This window comes from Streptomyces sp. NPDC002206 (assembly GCF_053593595.1).
The window spans coordinates 45,043-63,394 of record NZ_JBSFCW010000038.1 but is presented as its reverse complement, the minus strand read 5'-3'; the positions used below and the strand labels follow the sequence as shown (position 1 = coordinate 63,394).

19 protein-coding genes, 1 tRNA gene and 1 pseudogene are annotated in these 18,352 nt (G+C 70.0%); 10 read left to right on the top strand and 11 right to left on the bottom strand.

The window, feature by feature from the left end:
- Positions 1-91: 91 nt before the first annotated feature.
- Positions 92-1,078: a zinc-binding dehydrogenase gene (locus ACWCP8_RS35945; RefSeq protein WP_352268826.1), complete on the bottom strand. Its 987-nt coding sequence runs from the start codon at positions 1,076-1,078 to the stop codon at positions 92-94.
- Positions 1,079-1,177: 99 nt separating this feature from the next.
- On the opposite strand from ACWCP8_RS35945, the gene ACWCP8_RS35940 reads away from it, so the two are divergent.
- On the top strand, positions 1,178-1,834 hold the full coding sequence (locus ACWCP8_RS35940; RefSeq protein WP_451120520.1) for a TetR/AcrR family transcriptional regulator: 657 nt from the start codon (positions 1,178-1,180) through the stop codon (positions 1,832-1,834).
- Positions 1,835-2,045: 211 nt separating this feature from the next.
- Here ACWCP8_RS35940 and ACWCP8_RS35935 read toward each other — a convergent pair.
- The 3 genes and pseudogenes from ACWCP8_RS35935 to ACWCP8_RS35925 form a co-directional block, all read right to left on the bottom strand.
- A pseudogene (locus ACWCP8_RS35935) lies at positions 2,046-2,129 on the bottom strand (hypothetical protein); the annotation flags it as partial.
- Between the two features lie 389 nt (positions 2,130-2,518).
- Positions 2,519-2,592, bottom strand: a tRNA-Pro gene (locus ACWCP8_RS35930).
- Positions 2,593-2,702: 110 nt separating this feature from the next.
- Complete coding sequence (locus tag ACWCP8_RS35925) at positions 2,703-3,641, bottom strand: metallophosphoesterase (protein ID WP_451120518.1); 939 nt, start codon at positions 3,639-3,641, stop codon at positions 2,703-2,705.
- Between the two features lie 79 nt (positions 3,642-3,720).
- Here ACWCP8_RS35925 and ACWCP8_RS35920 point away from each other — a divergent pair, with 79 nt between their 5' ends.
- Positions 3,721-4,185, top strand: coding sequence for a GatB/YqeY domain-containing protein (locus ACWCP8_RS35920; RefSeq protein WP_326604547.1), 465 nt, complete (start codon positions 3,721-3,723; stop codon positions 4,183-4,185).
- A 97-nt stretch (positions 4,186-4,282) separates the two neighbouring features.
- Here the strand turns inward: ACWCP8_RS35920 and ACWCP8_RS35915 are convergent, their stop codons facing one another.
- Positions 4,283-6,529 (bottom strand): transglycosylase domain-containing protein, encoded by a 2,247-nt coding sequence (locus tag ACWCP8_RS35915; protein WP_352268729.1) that lies wholly within the window; start codon positions 6,527-6,529, stop codon positions 4,283-4,285.
- 398 nt (positions 6,530-6,927) lie between these two features.
- On the opposite strand from ACWCP8_RS35915, the gene ACWCP8_RS35910 reads away from it, so the two are divergent.
- Positions 6,928-7,278, top strand: coding sequence for a WhiB family transcriptional regulator (locus tag ACWCP8_RS35910; protein WP_451120515.1), 351 nt, complete (start codon positions 6,928-6,930; stop codon positions 7,276-7,278).
- Positions 7,279-7,308: 30 nt separating this feature from the next.
- Here the strand turns inward: ACWCP8_RS35910 and ACWCP8_RS35905 are convergent, their stop codons facing one another.
- Both ACWCP8_RS35905 and ACWCP8_RS35900 read right to left on the bottom strand, forming a co-directional pair.
- The gene (locus ACWCP8_RS35905; RefSeq protein ID WP_451120513.1) at positions 7,309-8,694 is read right to left on the bottom strand and encodes an ArsA family ATPase; all 1,386 of its coding nucleotides are present in this window, start codon (positions 8,692-8,694) and stop codon (positions 7,309-7,311) included.
- On the bottom strand, positions 8,691-9,677 hold the full coding sequence (locus tag ACWCP8_RS35900) for an ArsA family ATPase (protein ID WP_352268727.1): 987 nt from the start codon (positions 9,675-9,677) through the stop codon (positions 8,691-8,693). Before ACWCP8_RS35900 ends, ACWCP8_RS35905 begins: the two co-directional genes overlap by 4 nt.
- Positions 9,678-9,748: 71 nt before the next feature.
- Here ACWCP8_RS35900 and ACWCP8_RS35895 point away from each other — a divergent pair, with 71 nt between their 5' ends.
- The 4 genes from ACWCP8_RS35895 to ACWCP8_RS35880 all read left to right on the top strand — a co-directional run bounded on the left by ACWCP8_RS35895 (position 9,749) and on the right by ACWCP8_RS35880 (position 12,301).
- The gene (locus ACWCP8_RS35895) at positions 9,749-9,907 is read left to right on the top strand and encodes a DUF4177 domain-containing protein (protein WP_003967454.1); all 159 of its coding nucleotides are present in this window, start codon (positions 9,749-9,751) and stop codon (positions 9,905-9,907) included.
- Positions 9,907-10,377, top strand: a complete 471-nt coding sequence (locus tag ACWCP8_RS35890) for a RidA family protein (protein ID WP_030925105.1) — start codon at positions 9,907-9,909, stop codon at positions 10,375-10,377. Before ACWCP8_RS35895 ends, ACWCP8_RS35890 begins: the two co-directional genes overlap by 1 nt.
- A 206-nt stretch (positions 10,378-10,583) precedes the next feature.
- A complete protein-coding gene (locus tag ACWCP8_RS35885; RefSeq protein WP_352268725.1) occupies positions 10,584-11,474 on the top strand; it encodes an NUDIX hydrolase in 891 nt (296 codons plus the stop codon).
- Positions 11,471-12,301, top strand: a complete 831-nt coding sequence (locus tag ACWCP8_RS35880; RefSeq protein WP_352268723.1) for an MBL fold metallo-hydrolase — start codon at positions 11,471-11,473, stop codon at positions 12,299-12,301. The genes ACWCP8_RS35885 and ACWCP8_RS35880 overlap by 4 nt, the downstream gene beginning before the upstream one ends.
- Before the next feature lie 108 nt (positions 12,302-12,409).
- Here the strand turns inward: ACWCP8_RS35880 and ACWCP8_RS35875 are convergent, their stop codons facing one another.
- A complete protein-coding gene (locus ACWCP8_RS35875; protein ID WP_030925113.1) occupies positions 12,410-13,084 on the bottom strand; it encodes a Crp/Fnr family transcriptional regulator in 675 nt (224 codons plus the stop codon).
- A 331-nt stretch (positions 13,085-13,415) separates the two neighbouring features.
- Here ACWCP8_RS35875 and nth point away from each other — a divergent pair, with 331 nt between their 5' ends.
- The 3 genes from nth (at position 13,416) to ACWCP8_RS35860 (ending at position 16,393) form a co-directional block, all read left to right on the top strand.
- Positions 13,416-14,240: an endonuclease III gene (nth, locus tag ACWCP8_RS35870; RefSeq protein ID WP_352268824.1), complete on the top strand. Its 825-nt coding sequence runs from the start codon at positions 13,416-13,418 to the stop codon at positions 14,238-14,240.
- Positions 14,241-14,324: 84 nt separating this feature from the next.
- Positions 14,325-15,098 (top strand): NUDIX hydrolase, encoded by a 774-nt coding sequence (locus ACWCP8_RS35865; RefSeq protein WP_382837871.1) that lies wholly within the window; start codon positions 14,325-14,327, stop codon positions 15,096-15,098.
- An 89-nt stretch (positions 15,099-15,187) separates the two neighbouring features.
- Positions 15,188-16,393: a MarP family serine protease gene (locus tag ACWCP8_RS35860; RefSeq protein ID WP_352268720.1), complete on the top strand. Its 1,206-nt coding sequence runs from the start codon at positions 15,188-15,190 to the stop codon at positions 16,391-16,393.
- An 86-nt stretch (positions 16,394-16,479) separates the two neighbouring features.
- Here ACWCP8_RS35860 and ACWCP8_RS35855 read toward each other — a convergent pair whose 3' ends face one another.
- The 3 genes from ACWCP8_RS35855 to ACWCP8_RS35845 form a co-directional block, all read right to left on the bottom strand.
- A complete protein-coding gene (locus ACWCP8_RS35855) occupies positions 16,480-16,680 on the bottom strand; it encodes a hypothetical protein (protein WP_352268719.1) in 201 nt (66 codons plus the stop codon).
- 172 nt (positions 16,681-16,852) lie between these two features.
- A complete protein-coding gene (locus tag ACWCP8_RS35850; protein ID WP_352268717.1) occupies positions 16,853-17,815 on the bottom strand; it encodes an alpha/beta fold hydrolase in 963 nt (320 codons plus the stop codon).
- A complete protein-coding gene (locus ACWCP8_RS35845) occupies positions 17,812-18,351 on the bottom strand; it encodes a phage holin family protein (protein WP_356001231.1) in 540 nt (179 codons plus the stop codon). Before ACWCP8_RS35845 ends, ACWCP8_RS35850 begins: the two co-directional genes overlap by 4 nt.
- Position 18,352 lies beyond the last annotated feature (1 nt).

Here is an 18,352-nt window from a genome sequence, read left to right as displayed (position 1 = left end):
CCGGGCCCGCGGCCCCCCGGGGGGGGGGGGGGCCCCCCCCCCCCCCCCCCCGGTGCCGTCCTCCTGCGTCCTGTTGCCTGGCCCCGACCGGTCACTCCTCCCGTGTGCTCAGCAGCACCTTGCCCAGCAGGCCGCGCTCCTCGATCGCCGTATGCGCTTCGGCCGCCCGCTCCAGCGGGTAGACGTGCCCGATCACCGGACGCAGCCGTCCGGCCGCTGCCTCACCCAGTGCGTGTCCGGCCAGGCGTACGTACTCCGCGTCGGTCAGCTGTACGTCCCCGATGCCGCGCAGCGTGATGCCGCGCCGCGCCGCCTCCTGCGGGTCGATCGGGGCGAAGCCGCCCGTCGGTGCTCCGTGGGCGGAGAAGCGGCCGCCGTCGGCGGTCAGGGTGAAGGCGGCCGCTCCCATTGCGCCGCCGACCCCGTCGAGGACCACATCGGCCGGGCCGCCCGCTGCTGCCAGGGCTGTACGCGCCTGTTCCACCCACCCCGCGTCCGCTCCGTCGATCACGTCGTCGGCGCCCAGCTCCCGTACCAGCGCCGTCTTCCGGTCGCCGCGGGCCACCGCGACGACATGTGCGCCTGCCGCGTGCGTCAGCTGCACGAGGAGGGTTCCCATGCCGCCGGAGGCGCCGAGGATCAGCACGCGCTCGCCGGGTACGGGGGCGGTCGCCTCCATCAGCGCGGCGGCCGTCACCCCGTCGTGCGCGAGGGCGGCGGCCTCGCGCAGCCCCAGTCCGTCCGGTACCGGCACCAGGTGGTCGGCGGCGGTTGCCGCCTGCTCGGCGTAACCGCCGGTGAAGCCGACGGAGGCGATGACCCGGCGGCCGGCCCACCCCGCGTCGCCGCCCTTGCCGACCGTGCGCACCGTCCCGGCGATCCCTCCCCCCGGTACGTACGGGGGCCGGACCGGAAAGTAGTCGCTGAACGCACCCGACCGGATCTGGGTCTCCACGAAGAGCGTGTCAACGTGGCTCACGTCGATCACCACCTCGCCGGCCCCCGGCACCGGGTCGGGCATCTCGGCCGGAACCAGTACCTCCGGGCCGCCCAGCTCCCTGACCAGCGCCACACGCATGCGGATCACACCTCTCCGTCACCGGGCGGCCGGCCTGTCCGGCACCCGTGCGACCACTCTCGGACGTCAAGTCCGGTTGAGGTCAAGGGCGTACCCTTCATGGTCATGAGCGGAGAGAAGACCGGAACCGGGCCGGCTGCGCAGGCGCCGATCAGTCTGCGCGAGCGGAAGAAGCAGCTGACGTACCAGGCGGTCTCCGATGCCGCGATCGCCATGTTCCTGGAGCGGGGCTTCGACAAGGTCTCGGTGGCGGAGGTGGCGGCCGCCGCTGACATCTCCAAGCCGACGCTGTTCCGGTACTTCCCGGCCAAGGAGGACCTGGCGCTGCACCGGTTCGCCGACCACGAGGACGAGGCGGCCCGGGTGGTCGCGGCCCGTGGGCAGGACGAATCGCCGCTGGACGCCCTGCACCGCCATTTCCTGGACGGTCTGGAGCGCCGCGACCCGGTGACCGGGCTCTGCGATCACCCGCAGGTGCTGGCGTTCCACCGGATGCTGTACGGGACACCGTCGCTGGTGGCCCGCATGTACGGATACCAGGGACGCTCGGAGGCGGCGCTCGCCCGCGCGCTGGGCGACGGCGTACCGGACCGGCTGGCGGCGGGGCAGATCATCGCCGTACAGCGGATCCTGGCGTTGGAGAACTGGCGGCGCATCGACGCGGGGGAGAGCGCGGACGAGGTGTACGAGGACGCGGTGCGGGCGGCCGAACTGGGCTTCGTACAACTGAGGTCAGGGCTGGAGAAGGAACGGTAGGACAGCCGGCCGCGCGAGTCCGCCAGGCCGCTCGAACCGGAAACGCTCGCCCGGCTCGGTCGAGCAGCGACTCCCCGAGCCGCGATCCGTTCGCGAGGCCGTAGTCGTCGGAGCCGAAGACCGTGGAACCGGAGCCGGTGAGGCCGGACGAGGTGCCCAGCAGGGTCCACAGGGCTCCGTTGCGGCCGTTCTCGAAGGGTGCGGTGACGGCCAGGTCCGCCTTGCCGTTGTGGTTGTAGTCGGCGAGCCGGACCTGGCCGCCGAAGAGGTCATCGGTCTCGGGGCCACCCGGCACCCCGGTGGCTACGTCGACGAGCTCATCGCCCTCGACCCGCTCACCGGTACGGTGCTCGAGCTGAGGGACTGGATGCGCGACGTGTACGCGCCGGCGGTCGAGGGCGCCCCGACCCCGGTGGGCCGCGAGCGCTACGCCCGCTGGTCGCGCTACTGCAACGGCACGGACCTGGACTTGGACGAGGCGTACGCGTACGGCTGCGGTCTCTGCTGCGACCCCGATGCTGAGCTCAACGATCCGGTCCGGGGTGGTCTGCGGCCGGTCCTCGCCCTGCTGCCGCTGCTCGACCGTCGCGATCTTCTCCCGGAATTCTCCCAGAACGGCCCCGCACAACAAATCAGAGCCACTTACTCTTGCGAGTAAGTGGCCCTGACCTGGTGTTTCAGCTGTCGGGGTGGCGGGATTTGAACCCACGACCTCTTCGTCCCGAACGAAGCGCGCTGCCAAGCTGCGCTACACCCCGATCGCCGCCGGTGTCCTGGCGACATCGATTACTTTAGCCCACCCACGGCCGGAGACGAAATCCGGTTTCTGCCCCGGCGCGCGCCACGTCCCGGGAGGCGGCGTGGGCCGTCAGTCGCGGGGTGTCAGCGTCAGCAGGTTCGCCTCGGGCGGGCAGGCGAAGCGGACCGGGGTGTAGCGGTTGGTGCCGCAGCCTGCCGAAACGTGGAGGTAGGCGCGCCGGTTGCCGACCGTGTGGCAGGAGAGACCCTTGACCCGGTCCGTGTCGAGGTCGCAGTTGGTGACCAGGGCCCCGTGGAAGGGGATGCAGAGCTGGCCGCCGTGCGTGTGGCCCGCCAGGATCAGGGGGTAGCCGTCGGCGGTGAAGGCGTCGAGGGAGCGCAGGTACGGGGCGTGCACCACGCCGATCGAGAGGTCGGCGCCCGTCTCCGGGCCGCCCGCGACCTCCGCGTACCTGTCCCGCTTGATGTGCGGGTCGTCGAGGCCGGTGAAGGCGATCTCCAGGCCGTCGACCTTGAGGCGGCCCCGGGTGTTGCTCAGCCCCAGCCAGCCCGCCTCGTCGAACGCGTCACGCATCGGCTCCCACGGGTTGTGGACGACGCCGACCGCCGGGGCATTCCCGTTGAGACCGTGCTTGCCCTGGGTCTTCTCGAGGAGGTAGCGGGCCGGGTTGCGGAGCTTGGGGCCGTAGTAGTCGTTGGAGCCGAAGACGTACACACCCGGGAACTCCATCAGCGGACCGAGTGCGTCCAGCAGCTCCGGCACGGCCTTCGGGTCGGAGAGGTTGTCGCCGGTGTTCACGACGAAGTCGGGGCGCAGGCCGGCCAGCGAGTGCAGCCAGCCCCGCTTCTTGCGCTGGCCGCTCACCAGGTGGATGTCGGAGACCTGCAGTACGCGCAACGGACGTGCCCCGTGCGGGAGTACGGGGATCGTGACGCGGCGGAGCCGGAACGATCGGGCCTCGAAACCTGCCGCGTAGACGAGCCCGGCGGCGCCGACCGCTGCGCCGACTGCCGTGACTTTCAGGGGTACTCCGTAGCGTGCGCGCATGCGTCCATCGTCGCAGACACTGTGCGGTCCGCGGAAAACCGGCGGGCGTTCCGCACTCCGCACCTGCCACAATCAGCACATGACCACGCTCAAGTCCAAGCTCAAGGAAGACCTCACGACGGCCATGAAGGCGCGTGACGAGCTGACCTCGTCCACGCTCCGGCTGACCCTCACCGCGATCACGAAGGAGGAGGTCAGCGGCAAGACGGCGCGCGAGCTCTCCGACGACGAGGTCCAGAAGGTGATCGCCAGGGAGGCGAAGAAGCGCCGCGAGGCGGCCGAGGCCTTCGCCCAGGGCGGCCGGACGGAGCAGGCCGAGCGCGAGCGGGCGGAGGGCGAGCTGCTCGACGCCTACCTGCCGAAACAGCTGAGCGACGACGAGCTGGGTGCGATCGTGGCGGCGGCCGTCGACGAGGCGAAGGCCGCCGGCGCCGAGGGGCCGCGGGCCATGGGCGCCGTCATGAAGATTGTGAACCCGAAGGTCGCGGGGCTCGCCGACGGCGGCCGGGTGGCGGCCGCGGTGAAGAAGCTCCTCGCGGGCTGAGGCGGCAGTTCCGTACCTGCGCGAAGGCGGGGTGGACCGGATGTTCCGGCCCACCCCGCCTTCTGTCTTCTGCGTGGACGGGTGATGCGTCCAGAGGTCAGGGGCCGGTCTGGCCGCCGTTGGTCTGGCCGCGGGGGGACCCGTCGTTTCCGCCGATCGTGCCCGGCGTGATGCTGATGCCGGGGAACGGGTTGGTGTTGCCGGGCTTGTTCTTGCCGTCATCGCGGTTGTCGTGTCGGCCCCTGCCCCTGCCCCTGCCTTCGTCGTCGCCCCTCGGGGGGTCCGGGATGTCGACGGTGTTGAAGGACGGTGCAGGCTGGCCGTTGAGGGCGTTCGTCATGGCGTCGCGCCAGATCGGTCCGGGGACCTCACCGCCGTACACCTTGTCCCGGTACACGCCACCGATGGTGATCTGCTCCATCTCGACGCTCTGGGACGGGCTGCCGACCCAGACCGCACCGGACATGTTCGGCGTGTAGCCGACGAACCAGGCGTTCTTACGGGCGTCGGTCGTACCCGTCTTGCCCGCGTTGTCGCGGCTCTGGAGACCGGCCTCACGGCCCGTACCGGAGTCGACCACGCCGCGCAGCAGGGTGTTGATGGTGTCGGCCGTAGTCTGCGACATCGCCTGCGTGCAGGTGGTCTTCGGCACGGGGAGGGAGTCGCCGTTCGCCGTCTTCACCGACTCGATGGCGATCGGCGTGCAGTACGTGCCGCGGTTGGCGAACGCGGCGTACGCGCTGGCCATCGTCAGCGGCGAAAGACCGTTGGAGCCGAGGGTCAGCGTGGACGGGTTCTGCGGCAGCTTGGTGCCGTCGCCCTGCACCACACCCAGCTTGTCGGTCATGTGCGAGACCGGGCACATGCCGATGTCCTGGAGCATCTGGACGAAGTAGGTGTTGACCGACATCTCCATCGCTTCCTTCAGCGCGTACGGTCCCTCCTCCGACTCGCTCTCGTTCTCCAGGTGATACCTCGGCACGCTGTTGTTGACCCACGGCTTGCCGCAGGTCTGGACCGTGTCCGGGTAGTCCATCTCGTACGGCGCCGAGTACATCTGCGTCGCCGGCTTGCCACCCTCTATGGCCGCGGCGGCGAGGAACGGCTTGAACGTCGATCCGGTCGGAAAGCCGAAGTTCGAGCCGCCCATGTCCTTGTTGACCGAGTAGTTGTACTGGGTCTCGTTCGGCCCGAGGCCGTACGGCTTGGACTGGCCCATGCCCATGATCTTGCCGGTGCCCGGCTCGACCAGTGTCACGGCGGTGGCGACCTTGTCCGTCTTGTAGACGTGACTCCTGATCGAGTCCTGCACACCCTGCTGCGCCTGCGGGTCGAGCGTGGTGCGGACCGTGAGGCCGCCCCGGTTCCAGATCTTGGCGCGGTCCTCCTTGGTCTTGCCGAAGGCCGGGTCGGTGAGGAAGACCTGGCGCACGTAGTCACAGAAGAAACCGGCCCCGCTGACGGCGGTGATGCAGCCGTTCTGCGGCTTGCTGACCTTCAGCTTGATCGGCGTCGACTGCGCCTTCTTCGCCGTGGCCCGCGAGATGTCCCCAACATCCGCCATGCGCTGGAGCACGGTGTTGCGACGCTTGGTCGCCTCCTCCGTGTCATTGACCGGGTCGTAGCGGCTCGGCGACTGCACGAGGCCGGCCAGCAGCGCGGCCTCCTCCAGCTTCAGGTCCTTCGCCGACTTGGAGAAGTACCGGTGGGAGGCGGCCTCGATGCCGTACGCCTGCTGCCCGAAGAAGGTGATGTTGAGGTAGTTCTCCAGGATCTTCTTCTTGCCGAGCTCTTCCTCGACCTGGATCGCGTACTTCAGCTCCTGGACCTTGCGGCCGATCGTCTGCTGGGTGGCCTGTGCGACCTTGTCCGGGTCGTCGCCCGCCTCCTCGACGAAGACGTTCTTCACGTACTGCTGGGTGAGGGTCGACGCGCCCTGCGCGGTCCCGCCCGACTGCACGTTGCGGTTCATCGCGCGCAGGATGCCCTTGAGGTCGACCGCCCCGTGCTGGTAGAAGCGCGCGTCCTCGATCGCGACGATCGCCTTCTGCATGTACGGGGAGATGTTCTTCAGCGGGACGACGGTGCGGTCGCGCGAGTAGACCGTGGCGATCGCGCCGCCCTTGTTGTCCAGGATCGTGGTGCGCTGGCTCAGCGGCGGCGTCTTGAGATTGGCCGGGATCTCGTCGAATCCCTCGACCGTCCCCTTGGCGGCGAGCCCCAGAGCCCCGGCGGCCGGCAGCGCGATGCCCGCGAGCACGACTCCGGAGAGTGCGGCGACACCGAGAAACTTGGCGGCCTGCTGGGTCGCGGTGAGACCCCCGCCCGAGCGGTTCTTTGGCATGGGGGCAGCCTACGTTCTCATTCGCCGGACAGGCGTATATGCGTTGGCCTAAGCTGCTCCCAACTGTCACAGCAGTCCCGTTCCGTATCAACCCCCGCGCATGACCCGGCGTTGGTCCGTTCGCGACCCGAGGCGCTCCCCGAATTCGCCTGGTGTGTCATCGAACGTCCGTTGTGACCCAGGCGAACTGTCCCGATTTTGACGGGATAGTCACGGATGTCGCCACCTCACTCCCCTGGGTGATCTGCCGCGTACGCATAGTCCGTTCGGGCCATTCAAGATTGGGCCCGAAGGGGGTGTTGTGCTGTCACCACTTTCCGTAACGTCCTCAACTGGCAGCGGTGAATATGCCGCTACCGCCGTGGGGGAGCCTCGATTCGGGAGAGGACGGCGCCGTGATGGGCTGGGTAACCGACTGGAGTGCGCAGGCAGCCTGCCGCACTACCGATCCGGATGAACTGTTCGTACAAGGGGCAGCGCAGAACAGGGCCAAGGCAGTGTGCACCGGATGCCCGGTGCGGACCGAATGCCTGGCCGATGCGCTGGACAATCGCGTCGAGTTCGGCGTGTGGGGCGGAATGACCGAGCGGGAGCGTCGCGCACTGTTGCGCAGACGGCCCACCGTCACGTCCTGGCGCCGGCTGCTGGAGACCGCTCGCAGTGAGTACGAGCGGTCCACGGGCATCCTGCCGGTGGCCATCGGTCTGGATAACGACGAACTGCACGAGACGTACGCCGCCGTGGGGTAGTCGACGAGGGCGGATAGGCCTTTCAGGTGGTCATGCAGCTCCGGCCGGGACGGAACCGGTCGCGAGCCGGTCCCCGATGGCCCGCAACCCTGCGAGGTCATGGACATCACCGGGCAGCGCGCCGACCTCGGTCACGGCGACCTCGGGGTGCAGTGCGGTGAAGCGGTCGCGGGTGCGCTGCTCGCGTGCGACGACCTGCATGCGTTCAGCATGCAGTCGCAGCAGACCTGCGGTCAGCTGCTCCACGGAGACGGCTTCAGCCTCGGGCTCGGGTTCGGACTCGGGGGCGTGCTCAGGGGCTTCGGTGTGCGCGGAACGGGCGGGGGAGGGCGGCGACTCGGGGTCTTCGGGAGAGGTGACTGCCGAGTCGGCCGGGTCACGAAGTCCAGCCTTCCCGGCCGTCTGATCCACAATGCCGATGTCATCAAGATTTTCTGCGGCCGCCAGGGCGCGCTCGGCGGAGAGCCGGGCGGCATCGCTGCCATGGACCCGGTTGAGGACCAGACCGGCCAGCGGCATCTCCTCCGCGGCCAGCCGTTCCACGAAGTACGCGGCCTCTCGCAGCGCATCGCGTTCCGGTGTCGCGACGACGAGGAACGCCGTGCCGGGAGCCTGCAGCAGTTTGTACGTGGCATCGGCCCGGGTCCGGAAGCCGCCGAACATGGTGTCCATCGCCGCGACGAACGTCTGTACGTCACGCAGGAACTGACCGCCCAGCAGCTTGCCGAGGGTGCCGGTCATCATCGACATGCCGACGTTGAGGAACTTCATCCCGGCCCGGCCGCCCATCTTCGCCGGAGCCATCAGCAGCTTGATGAACTTCCCGTCCAGGAACGAGCCGAGCCGTCTCGGCGCATCCAGGAAGTCCAGTGCGGAACGCGACGGCGGAGTGTCGACGATGATCAGGTCCCACTCGTTGCGCGCCCTCAGTTGCCCGAGCTTCTCCATCGCCATGTACTCCTGCGTGCCCGCGAAACCGGCCGACAGGGACTGGTAGAAGGGGTTCTCCAGGATCGCGCGGGCTCGCTCGCCGTCCGCGTGCGCCTCGACGATCTCGTCGAAGGTCCGCTTCATGTCGAGCATCATGGCGTGCAGTTCCCCGGCGCCCTCGCCGTCGATGCCCGGCACCCGGCGGGGGATGTTGTCCAGCGAGTCGATGCCCATGGACTGGGCGAGCCTGCGGGCCGGGTCGATGGTGAGGACGACGACCTTCCGGCCGCGCTCGGCCGCCCGTACGCCCAGCGCCGCCGCGGTCGTGGTCTTGCCCACTCCGCCCGAACCGCAGCAGACGACGATCCGGATGTCCTGGTCGTCGAGCAGCGCGTCGGCGTCCAGGGCGGGAGCGGCCGGAACGGGCGCGGCGGCTGTGCCGGTGTCCGTGCCCTTGACGGCACCCGTCTTCGTGCTCGCTGTCATGAACCCACCCCTTGCCCCGCCCCTTCGCCCACGCCCTGTTTGCGGAGTTCGACCGCCAGGTCGTACAGCCCGGGCAGGTCCACGCCTTCTCCGATCAGCGGGAGTTCGTTCGTCGGCAGATCGAGATCCGCGAGCACCGCACGTTGCTCGCGCTCCAGCTCCACCCGCTGGGCATGCTCGGCGGCCTGCTCGACCAACGGCCTCACGAGCGCCGCGGAACCGGTCACACCGGCCCGGGTCAGCGCCTTCGCGATCTCCCTGCGGCGGCCGCCCGACGCGGTACGCAGTGCATCCTCGTCCAGCAGGTGCGGCCGCACCATGTTCACGATGACCCTGCCCACCGGCAGTTCGGCCGCCCGTAGCTCCGCGATGCCGTCCGCGGTCTCCTGGACCGGCATCTCCTCCAGCAGCGTCACCAGATGGACCGCCGTCTCGGGAGACTTCAGCACCCGCATCACGGCCTGCGCCTGATTGTGTATCGGGCCGATCCGGGCCAGCCCCGCCACCTCGTCGTTCACGTTGAGGAAGCGCGTGATGCGACCGGTCGGCGGCGCATCCATGATCACGTAGTCGTAGCTGTACCGCCCCTGCTTGTCCTTGCGGCGTACGGCTTCGCAAGCCTTGCCGGTCAGCAGCACGTCCCGCACACCGGGCGCGATGGTGGTGGCGAAGTCGATCGCGCCGAGCTTCTTGAGCGCCCGCCCCGCGCTGCCGAGTTTGTAGAACATCTGGAGGTAGTCGAGGAGCGCGCGCTCCGCGTCGATGGCGAGGGCGTACACCTCGCCGCCGCCCGGTGCGACGGCGATCTTGCGCTCCTCGTACGGAAGGGACTCCGCCTCGAAGAGCTGGGCGATGCCCTGCCTGCCCTCGACCTCGACGAGGAGGGTGCGCCTGCCCTCGGTCGCGAGGGCGAGCGCGAGTGCGGCGGCGACCGTGGTCTTACCGGTACCACCCTTGCCGCTGACGACCTGGAACCTGCTCACGTATTCGAGCCTAACCAGTCGAGCCGTGGGCTACGCACGAGGCCGTGTGTGCAAGGCATTACAGTCGCCCTATGACCAAGTGGGAATACGCGACCGTGCCCCTTCTCGTGCACGCGACCAAGCAGATTCTGGACACCTGGGGCGAGGACGGCTGGGAGCTGGTCCAGGTCGTTCCCGGCCCGAACAACCCCGAGCAGCTCGTGGCGTACCTGAAGCGGGAGAAGGCGTAGTGGCGAGCGCCGTAGAGGCGAAGCTCGCCGAACTCGGACTGACGCTGCCGGACGTCGTTCCGCCGCTCGCCTCGTACCAGCCGGCCGTCCAGTCCGGGGTGTATGTGTACACATCGGGCCAGCTGCCCATGGTGGACGGCAAGCTTTCGGTCACCGGCAAGGTCGGTGCGGAGGTCACGCCGGACGAGGCCAAGGAGCTGGCGAAGACCTGCGCGCTCAACGCGCTGGCCGCCGTGAAGTCGGTCGCCGGCGACCTGGACCGGATCAAGCGGGTCGTGAAGGTCGTGGGCTTCGTCGCCTCGGCCGCCGACTTCACCGGGCAGCCCGCCGTGATCAACGGTGCGAGTGAGCTGCTGGGTGCGGTGCTCGGCGACAAGGGCGTGCACGCGCGCAGCGCGGTGGGCGTCGCGGTGCTGCCGTTGGACGCACCGGTCGAGGTCGAGGTCCAGGTCGAGTTGACCGGGGCCTGAGCGGCAGCCACAGCGTGGGACGAGCGTTTCCGTGATCCCGTCCGGTCGATGCGACCGGGCGGGATCGTACGTAGGGGCCGGATCGTGGGCGGTGCGCGTACGGGGCAGGGATGTGCCGGGCCGGAATGCGGGCCTGCCCGGGGGGATCGCGGGATGCGTGATCGGCACCTCTCGAACATCGGCGCGGTTCCGGATAGCCTCCGGCCATGTCCAATGGTCAGTGGTACCCACCGGAATGGCCCGATCGGATCCGGGCGCTCGCCGCGGGCGAGCTGACGGCCACGACTCCCCGGCGGGCCGCCACCGTGATGCTGCTCCGGGACCCCGCTGACACCGGCGGCCGGCCCGACGTCCACATGCTGCGTCGCCGCGCCTCCATGGCTTTTGCCGGGGGTGCGTACGCCTATCCGGGGGGCGGGGTCGACCCGCGCGACGACGACCGCCTCGTCGAGTGGGCCGGACCCGCACTGGAGAGCTGGGCCGAGCGGCTCGGCGTCGGCTCGGCGGCCGAGGCACAGGCCATCGTCTGTGCGGCCGTTCGAGAGACGTACGAGGAGGCAGGCGTCCTCCTCGCCGGGCCGACCGCCGACACGGTCGTCAGCGACACCACGGGCGCCGACTGGGAGGCCGACCGCGAGGCCCTGGTCGCCCGCGAGCTGTCCTTCGCCGAGTTCCTGGACCGGCGGGGTCTGGTGCTGCGGTCCGATCTGCTCGGGGCGTGGGCGCGCTGGATCACACCCGAGTTCGAGCCGCGCCGCTACGACACCTGGTTCTTCGTCGCCGCGCTCCCCGAGGGCCAGCGCACCCGCAACGCGTCCACTGAGGCCGACCGAACGGTGTGGATCGCCGCCGGGGACGCCGCCGACGGGTACGACCGGGGCGAGCTGCTGATGATGCCGCCGACCGTGTCGACGCTGCGTCAGCTGCGGCCGTACTGGACCGCCGCCGAGGCCCTGAAGGCCGCGTCCTCCCAGGACCTCACCCCCGTACTCGCACAGGCCCGGCTCCACGGCGACGAGTTGGTGCTGAGCTGGCCGGGGCACGACGAGTTCACCAAACACATTCCGACCGGCAGCGCGGGTGGTGAGGCCGTATGAGCGAGGCAGCAGCCCTTCCAGGACAGCCGCGCGGCGGGGTCCTGTCCGGCCCCGCCACCACCCGTACCGTCAACGTCCTCGCCCCCAACGCATCGGCGATGACGCTCGACGGAACCAACACCTGGATCGTCGCCGAACCCGACTCCGACCTCGCGGTCGTCATCGATCCGGGCCCGCTGGACGACGGCCATCTGCGGGCCGTCATCGACTACGCCGAGCGCGCGGGCCGGCGGATCGCGCTCACCCTGCTCACCCACGGACACCCCGACCATGCCGAGGGCGCGGCGCGCTTCGCCGAGCTGACACGCACGAAGGTGCGCGCCTTGGACCCGGCGCTGCGCCTCGGCGACGAGGGCCTGTCCACCGGCGATGTGATCACGGTCGGCGGCCTGGAGATGCACGTCGTGCCGACCCCCGGGCACACCGCGGACTCGCTCTCCTTCCATCTGCCCGCCGACCGGGCGGTACTGACGGGCGACACCATCCTCGGGCGAGGCACGACGGTCGTCGCGCATCCGGACGGGCGGCTCGGGGACTACCTCGACTCGCTGCGGCGGCTGCGCTCGCTGACGGTCGACGACGGGGTGCACACGGTGCTGCCGGGGCACGGGCCGGTGCTGGACGACGCGCAGGGCGCGGTCGAGTTCTACCTGGCGCACCGTGCGCACCGGCTGGCGCAGGTGGAGACGGCGGTGGAGGCGGGGCACCGTACGGCGTCGGAGGTGGTGGCGCAGGTCTACGCGGACGTGGACCGGACGCTGTGGCCGGCGGCGGAGCTCTCGGTGCTGGCTCAGCTGGAGTACCTGGGCGAGCACGGGCTGATCTGACGCGCGGTTGCGATGCGGTCGTACGCGGGCCCGATACGCGGCCCTGATACGCGTGGAGGGCCCCGCCGGGCGGCGGGGCCCTCCACGTCGTGAGGAGATGGTGTCCGGCTAGCGCGAACGCTTCGCCAGGCGCTCCACGTCCAGCAGGATCACGGCGCGCGCCTCCAGGCGCAGCCAGCCGCGGCCCGCGAAGTCGGCGAGCGCCTTGTTGACCGTCTCGCGGGAGGCGCCGACCAGCTGGGCCAGCTCTTCCTGGGTCAGGTCGTGGACGACGTGGATGCCTTCCTCCGACTGGACGCCGAACCGGCGCGACAGGTCGAGGAGGGCGCGGGCGACACGGCCCGGCACGTCGGAGAAGACCAGGTCGGACATCTGGTCGTTGGTCTTGCGCAGTCGGCGGGCGACCGCGCGCAGCAGGGCCGTGGCCACCTCGGGGCGGGCGTTCAGCCAGGGCTGCAGGTCGCCGTGGCCGAGGCCGAGGAGCTTGACCTCTGTCAGCGCGGTGGCGGTGGCGGTGCGAGGGCCCGGGTCGAAGAGCGACAGCTCGCCGATCAGCTCGCCGGGGCCGAGGACCGCGAGCATGTTCTCGCGTCCGTCGGGGGACGTGCGGTGGAGCTTCACCTTGCCCTCGGTGACCACATACAGCCGGTCACCCTGGTCGCCCTCGTGGAAGAGAGCGTCGCCGCGTGCGAGGGTCACCTCACTCATCGAGGCGCGGAGCTCCGCGGCCTGCTCATCATCGAGCGCCGCGAAAAGCGGGGCGCGCCGCAGAACGTCGTCCACGAGTTCTCTCCTTGTCGGCCTGTTCAGGGAACCGTGGTCCCCATCATGCCGGACGGTAAAACAGTGCGATCAATCACAAACCAGTTTGACGCACGGGCGCAGCTCACCGTGCGGCAGGGGGCCGATTGGGGGTGGATCCGCAGTGACCGGGGCGGATGTCAGTGCCTGGCTCTAGGCTGGCCGGGTGTCCAAATCGCCGGTGAGAGCGCAGGCCAAGGGGGCTGATGGGGTGCCGGAAGGCCGTAATTCCGCTGTGGGCGAACAGGGTATCAGTCGCCCGGCAAAAGCGACAAAACGTCCCTCGGGGGAGCCGGTGAAACAGGGGGAGCCGGTGAAGTCGGGGAAGCCCGCGAAGGCAGCCGAGGCGGCGAAGTCGGGGAAGCCCGGGAAGCCGGAATCCCACCTCGCGATGGTCCGCCGTGCCCGCCGGATCAACCGCGAGCTCGCCGAGATCTACCCGTACGCCCACCCGGAGCTGGACTTCAGGAACCCCTTCGAGCTCCTCGTCGCCACGGTCCTGTCCGCCCAGACCACCGACCTGAGGGTCAACCAGACCACCCCCGCATTGTTCGCCGCCTACCCCACCCCCGAGGACATGGCGGCGGCCGTTCCGGAGGAGCTGGAGGAGCTCATCCGGCCGACCGGCTTCTTCCGGGCCAAGGCCAAGTCGCTGATAGGCCTCTCCGCGTCGATCAGGGACAACTTCGGCGGTGAGGTGCCGGGCCGGCTGGCGGATCTCGTCACGCTGCCCGGCGTGGGCCGCAAGACCGCCAACGTCGTCCTCGGCAATGCCTTCGGCGTCCCCGGCATCACGGTCGACACCCACTTCGGCCGGCTGGTCCGCCGCTGGAAGTGGACGGAGCAGGAGGACCCGGAGAAGGTCGAGGCGGAGATCGCGGCGATCTTCCCCAAGAGCGAGTGGACGATGCTCTCGCACCGCGTCGTCTTCCACGGCCGCCGCATCTGCCACGCCCGCAGGCCCGCCTGCGGCGCCTGTCCGATCGCCCCGCTCTGCCCCTCGTACGGTGAGGGCGAGACGGACCCGGAGAAGGCGCGGAAGCTCCTGAAGTACGAGATGGGCGGCCAGCCGGGCCAGCGGCTCAGCCCGCCGCCGGACTACCCGGGCAGGCCCGCGCCCGCGCTGGGAGCCGGGTGACGGAGGCGGGGGCCGGCTGACAGGGGCGCCCGCTCCGGAACGAAATGCGTGGCGACAGGCGTTGTGGGACGACGAGGGGTGCCTATGAAGACGCACGAGCAGAGCCACGTCCGGACGGACGGGCAGACGCCCGACCGGAGCGACGTGGAGAAGCGCGAACACAACCACACCGCCGCCGCGGGCCGTGACGAAGCGATCGCCGTCACGACCGACGGGCTGCCCGGCTGGCTCGACCCTGTCGTCCGCGCCGCGCGGACCATCGAGCCCCGTCAGCTCAGCCGCTTCCTGCCGCCCGAGAACGGCGCCGGGCGCCAGTCCGCGGTGCTGATCCTGTTCGGCGAGGGCGAGCGCGGCCCCGAGCTGCTCCTGATGGAGCGCTCCGGATCCCTGCGTTCCCACGCGGGGCAGCCTTCCTTCCCCGGTGGCGCCCTGGACCCCGAGGACGGCGATCAGGCGACCACAGGGCCGCTGAGGGCCGCTCTGCGGGAGGCCGAGGAGGAGACAGGCCTCGATCCGGGCGGCGTCCAGCTCTTCGGTGTGCTGCCCCGGCTCTACATCCCGGTGAGCAGCTTCGTGGTGACGCCGGTGCTCGGCTGGTGGCGGGCGCCGAGCCCGGTCGGAGTCGTCGATCCGGCGGAGACGGCCCGGGTCTTCACGGTTCCCGTGGCGGATCTCACGGATCCGGCCAATAGAGTGACGACGGTGCACCCCAGCGGTCACCTTGGCCCGGCATTTCTGGTCGAATCCGCCCTGGTCTGGGGTTTCACGGCCGGGGTCATCGACCGCATTCTGCACTTCGCAGGGTGGGAGCGCCCCTGGGACAGGTCCAGACGGGTGCCGCTCGACTGGCGCGCATGACAGGCTGACGTCCGTGCCGGGCCTTCCGGGCCCGCCCGGCCCCAGCCGAACGAACGGGTCCGGCGACGAATCTGCGAGGGCAATAGACGGTGAACGTGCTGGACATCCTGCTGCTGGCCGGCGCCGTGTGGTTCGCAGTGATCGGCTACCGCCAGGGCTTCGTCGTCGGCATCCTGTCGGTGATCGGGTTCCTCGGCGGCGGCCTTGTCGCCGTCTATCTGCTGCCGGTCCTGTGGGACCAGTTGACGGACAGCTCCGAAGTGTCGTCGACCGCCGCGGTCGTCGCGGTCATAATCGTGATCGTGTGCGCGTCCGTCGGTCAGGCCTTTACTACGCATCTCGGCAACAAACTCCGCCGCTACATCACGTGGTCGCCTGCGCGCGCACTCGACGCGACCGGCGGCGCGCTGGTCAATGTGGTCGCGATGCTGCTGGTGGCGTGGCTGATCGGGTCTGCCCTCGCGGGTACGTCGCTGCCGACGCTGGGCAAGGAGGTCCGTAACTCCTCGGTGCTGCTCGGCGTCTCCCGGGTGATGCCCTCCCAGGCCTCCACCTGGTTCACGGACTTCTCCTCGGTCCTCGCGCAGAACGGCTTCCCGCAGGTCTTCAGCCCCTTCGCCAACGAGCCGATCACCGAGGTCAGGGCCCCGGACCCGGCTCTGGCCGGCAGCCCGGTCGCGAAGCGCGCCAAGCAGTCCATCGTCAAGGTCGTCGGTACGGCTCCGAGCTGCGGCAAGGTCCTCGAGGGCACCGGCTTCGTCTTCTCCGACCGCCGGGTGATGACCAACGCGCATGTCGTCGGCGGCGTCGACGAGCCGACCGTCCAGATCGGCGGCCAGGGGCGGCTGTACGACGCGAAGGTCGTCCTCTACGACTGGCAGCGCGACATCGCCGTACTCGACGTTCCGGGCCTCGACGTGAAGCCGCTGAAGTTCACCGACACCAACCATGACGCGGCCTCGGGGAACAGCGCCATCGTCGCGGGCTTCCCGGAGAACGGCTCCTACGACGTACGCGCCGCGCGCGTCCGCGGCCGTATCGATGCCAACGGCCCGGACATCTACCACCGGGGCACGGTCCGCCGTGACGTGTACTCGCTCTACGCGACGGTCCGTCAGGGCAACTCCGGCGGCCCGCTGCTGACCCCCGACGGCAAGGTGTACGGAGTCGTGTTCGCCAAGTCGCTGGACGACCCCCAGACGGGATACGCCCTGACGGCCGACGAGATCCGCCAGGACATCACGACCGGTCGCACCGCCAACCAGCAGGTCGACAGCCAGGCGTGCGCGCTGTAGGCCACGGAGAAGGCGAGGGAGTGCGGGGCAGCCGCCCCGCACTCACCCCCTGAGGTCTTTCTCCGGGTGATCGGGTGAGAGGCGCGTCATCCGCGGGGATGCCGCAGCCGCGCCGAGACCCAGCGGGCCCGGCGGCGGAGGATGCGCGGAATGCCCAGCCGGGGATCATGCAGATCATGCGCACTACGCACCCGACCCTGGGGGCCGTCCCCCTCATGAGTGCTCGGATCCGCCGTAGCGGTCGAGCGTCGATTGCGTGCGTCACCGAAGTCGTGCGTCCAGCCCATACCCCGACGTCTGCCCGTGCCTCATGGTCGGTAATCGCCCATGCCTCAGCCAATTGGCCTATGCGCCGGGCAATTGGCTGTTCGTCGGACAACTGTGCTCTTCCGGCCACCGGTTGGCCGCGCCGGGGCACCGGCCCGGCCGCCCGCAGAGCCGGGCGCGGGGCTGCCGGGGCTACCGGTCAGGCTCAGGATCCTTGAGCCAGTTGATGAGCTCGGTCGAGAACCCGACCGGATCCTCCTCGTGCGGGAAGTGTCCCAGACCATCGAAAAGTCGCCAACGGTACGGCGCTTCGACATACTCGCCGGACCCCGCTGCACTCCGTGTACGGACCGCCGGATCGAGCGAACCGTGCAGATGCAGCGTGGGCACCCGCACCGGACGCTTCATCCTGCGGTTGAACTGGATGCCGTCCGGGCGCGCCATGGACCGCACCATCCAGCGGTACGGCTCGATCGAGCAGTGCGCCGTCGACGGGATGCACATTGCGCGCCGGTAGACGTCCACCGCCGCGTCGTCGGGGAACTCCGCCGCCCGCGGGCCCGACCAGTCGCGGATCAGTCGGCCCACCAACGCCGCTTCGTCCGCGACGAGTTGACGCTCCGGCACCCACGGCCGCTGGAAGCCCCAGATGTACGAGCCCGCCCGGGACTGTGCGAAGTCGGAGAGCATGGAGGACCGCCAACGACGCGGATGCGGCATCGAGGAGACCACCAGCCGGCGCACCAGCTTCGGCCGCATCACCGCGGCCGTCCAGGCGAGGTAGCCGCCCATGTCGTGGCCGACCAGCGCCGCGTCCGGCTCCCCGAGCGAGCGGATCACGCCGGTGATGTCGAGGGCCAGGTTGGCGGGGTCGTAACCCCGCGGCGTACGGTCGCTGCCGCCCACCCCGCGCAGATCCATCGCGACGGCACGGAAACCGGCGTCGGCGAGCGCGGTCAGCTGATGGCGCCAGGTCCACCAGAACTGCGGGAAGCCGTGCAGCAGCAGTACGAGCGGCCCGTCACCCAGCTCGGCGATGTGGAAGCGCGCTCCGTTGGCCGCCACGTCGCGGTGGGTCCAGGGACCGTCGAGGCGTACAGGACTGCCTGAGCCGGGGCCTGTGGGGCCGAATGCGCTGGAATCGGGGACGGTCATGTGGACGAGCGTGCCACAGCGGACGCCTTGTCCTGGACCGCGGACTTCACCACGGCCTTGTCCGCCGGGGTGCTGACCGAGGCCGTGACGGCCGGACGGCTCGCACCCGCGGTGACGGCGGGCCGCGGATGCGGCTTGACGCCTTGCAGCACGGCCGCCGTCTGCTTGGCCGACGCGATGGACTTCTCCGGCGGCTTGACCTTCTTGAACTTGGCGATGGCGATCAGCGCGAGCACGATCGCCAGCAGAATGAACGCGGCGCCCACGATCAGGAACGACCACGCGAGCCCGAGTCCCAGGTTGTGGATTCCGTACGCCGCCGCGAAGCTCAGCACCGGCAGCGCGAACAGAATCAGCACGCCTGCGACGATGAACGCCACACTGCCGGTCACGCCCCGCTTGACGTCCTGCCGCACCTCTGCCTTGGCCAGGGCGATCTCGTCGTGCACCAGTGCGGACACCTCGGCGGTCGCCGAGGCGACCAGCTGCCCGAGACTGCGGTCGGCGCTGCCCGCGTAGTTGCCGGGGTCGCTCATC

Coding starts and splice junctions, on each gene's coding strand:
- ACWCP8_RS35945 (WP_352268826.1), bottom strand. CDS start 1,078: ATGCGTGTGGCGCTGGTCAGGGAGCTGGGCGGCCCGGAGGTACTGGTT.
- ACWCP8_RS35940 (WP_451120520.1), top strand. CDS start 1,178: ATGGTCATGAGCGGAGAGAAGACCGGAACCGGGCCGGCTGCGCAGGCG.
- ACWCP8_RS35925 (WP_451120518.1), bottom strand. CDS start 3,641: ATGCGCGCACGCTACGGAGTACCCCTGAAAGTCACGGCAGTCGGCGCA.
- ACWCP8_RS35920 (WP_326604547.1), top strand. CDS start 3,721: ATGACCACGCTCAAGTCCAAGCTCAAGGAAGACCTCACGACGGCCATG.
- ACWCP8_RS35915 (WP_352268729.1), bottom strand. CDS start 6,529: ATGCCAAAGAACCGCTCGGGCGGGGGTCTCACCGCGACCCAGCAGGCC.
- ACWCP8_RS35910 (WP_451120515.1), top strand. CDS start 6,928: ATGGGCTGGGTAACCGACTGGAGTGCGCAGGCAGCCTGCCGCACTACC.
- ACWCP8_RS35905 (WP_451120513.1), bottom strand. CDS start 8,694: ATGACAGCGAGCACGAAGACGGGTGCCGTCAAGGGCACGGACACCGGC.
- ACWCP8_RS35895 (WP_003967454.1), top strand. CDS start 9,749: ATGACCAAGTGGGAATACGCGACCGTGCCCCTTCTCGTGCACGCGACC.
- ACWCP8_RS35885 (WP_352268725.1), top strand. CDS start 10,584: ATGTCCAATGGTCAGTGGTACCCACCGGAATGGCCCGATCGGATCCGG.
- ACWCP8_RS35880 (WP_352268723.1), top strand. CDS start 11,471: ATGAGCGAGGCAGCAGCCCTTCCAGGACAGCCGCGCGGCGGGGTCCTG.
- ACWCP8_RS35865 (WP_382837871.1), top strand. CDS start 14,325: ATGAAGACGCACGAGCAGAGCCACGTCCGGACGGACGGGCAGACGCCC.
- ACWCP8_RS35855 (WP_352268719.1), bottom strand. CDS start 16,680: ATGGGCTGGACGCACGACTTCGGTGACGCACGCAATCGACGCTCGACC.
- ACWCP8_RS35850 (WP_352268717.1), bottom strand. CDS start 17,815: ATGACCGTCCCCGATTCCAGCGCATTCGGCCCCACAGGCCCCGGCTCA.
- ACWCP8_RS35845 (WP_356001231.1), bottom strand. CDS start 18,351: ATGAGCGACCCCGGCAACTACGCGGGCAGCGCCGACCGCAGTCTCGGG.